General features: G+C 41.6%; 1 protein-coding gene. It reads left to right on the top strand.

What is annotated here, in order from left to right:
• Nucleotides 1–23: 23 nt before the first annotated feature.
• A partial coding sequence (locus tag H6S82_RS30685) for a serine/threonine-protein kinase PknK (protein WP_242057176.1) occupies nt 24–2,099 on the top strand: 2,076 nt, incomplete at its 3' end.

The raw sequence follows: 2,099 nt of genomic DNA, 5'->3' as shown, positions 1-2,099 counted from the left end.
CAGAGTTTGGGGGGTTAGGTTCTTTGGCAGATTTTTTAACAGTAGCTATTCAGATTAGCGAAATTTTGGGTCAAATTCACCAGCAGCATATTATCCACAAAGATATTAACCCAGCAAATATTATTCTGAATCCAACTACCGGGCAAGTAAAACTCATTGATTTTGGAATTTCTACAGTTATTTCGCGAGAAAATGCAACTTTTCGCAATCCAAATATCTTAGAAGGAACGCTGGCCTATATCTCGCCAGAGCAAACCGGACGCATGAACCGTCCCATCGATTACCGCACAGATCTTTACTCGCTGGGAGTCACATTCTACCAGTTACTAACGGGCGAGTTACCCTTTCCCATAGAAGATGCGATCGAACTGGTGCATTGCCATATTGCCAAAGTTCCCTTACCGCCGCACGAACTCAAACCGGAAATTCCCCAAATAATTTCACAAATCGTCCTCAAATTAATGGCAAAAAATGCCGAAGACCGCTACCAATCTGCCTACGGACTGAAAGCAGATTTGGAGCAATGTCTGCATCAATGGCAGCGGAAAAAGCAAATCGAGCCCTTCCCTCTAGGGCGTGCCGATGCTTCCGATCGCTTTCAAATTCCCCAAAAATTGTATGGCCGAGAAAAAGAAATTGAAACCTTATTGGCATCCTTCGATCGCGTTAGCTTGGGAGCCAGCGAATTAATGTTGGTGGCTGGATATTCCGGGATTGGTAAATCAGCTTTAGTACAGGAAGTTTATAAACCCATCACCGGCTCGCGAGGATATTTTATTGCCGGTAAATTCGATCAATTTCAACGCAATATACCTTACGCATCCCTTATCCAAGCATTTCGTTCTTTAATCCTACAGCTACTAACAGAAAGTCAAGCTCAAATAGCCGCTTGGCGTGAAAAATTGCTGGTTGCTTTGGGTTCAAACGGTCAAGTGATGATAGAAGTAATCCCCGAATTAGAACTAATTATCGGACAGCAACCAGAAGTACCAATTTTAGCACCTGCGGAAGCAGAAAATCGGTTTAATCTCGTTTTTGGGAAATTCATAAAAGTATTTACTCAACCACAACATCCCCTCTGCATTTTCTTAGACGATTTACAGTGGAGCGATGGTGCTTCGCTAAAATTAATTGAACGTTTGATGACGGCGGCAGATAGTAAATATCTGTATTTAATTGGAGCCTATCGGGACAACGAAGTCAGCGAAGCTCATCCCCTCATGCTGACCTTGGCAGAGATCGAGAAGGCTAATGCAACGATCGATCGCATCTTCCTTTCTCCACTAAAATTGTCCGATGTTAATCAGTTAATAGTCGATACCCTTCATTGCGACTCGGAGACAGCTTTACCCCTGGCAAAATTAACAGTAGCTAAAACAGGCGGTAATCCTTTCTTTATCAATGAATTCTTAAAAGCTCTCTACGCAGAAGGATTAATTTCTTTTGACTATCAGCAAGGCAGTTGGCAGTATAATTTACCGGAAATTAAAAAGCGGGGCTTTACTGATAATGTAGTTGAACTGATGGCAGGAAAAATTCAAAAATTGCCAGAGCAAACACAAGCAGTGTTGAAACTAGGCGCTTGTATTGGTAATCAATTTGACCTCCAAACTCTAGCAGTAGTCTATGAAAAATCTCTCCGAGAAACAGCAGGCGATTTGTGGCAAGCAATTGCAGAAAATTTAATCTTACCTTTAAGCGATACTTACAAACTATTAGACCTCGATGTACAAGATTTGGTCGGCCAAGTAAATGTTGAATATAAGTTTGCCCACGATCGTATCCAACAAGCAGTTTACTCCCTTATTCCTGCGGAAGACAAGCAAGCAGTGCATTGGCAAATCGGACAGTTGCTACTGCAAAATACCCCCCCAAATAAGGAAAACCAAGAAATATTTGAAATAGTCAATCACCTAAACCAAGGTAGAGCGTTAATTAGGCAACAATCTGAGAGCTATGAACTGGCAAAATTAAACTTGCTAGCGGCACAGAAAGCCAAAGCATCGGCAGCTTATCAATCCGCATTTAATTATGTGAAACTTGCGATCGAATTGTTGCCAAAAACAGCTTGTAAAACTGAGTATAGACTAACTTTAGAT

This window comes from Planktothrix sp. FACHB-1355, assembly GCF_014748295.1.
In the GTDB taxonomy this organism is placed as follows: Bacteria; Cyanobacteriota; Cyanobacteriia; order Cyanobacteriales; family Aerosakkonemataceae; genus Aerosakkonema; species Aerosakkonema funiforme_A.
The sequence above is the reverse complement of the archived record's forward strand: the minus strand, read 5'-3'. Positions and strand labels throughout refer to the sequence as shown.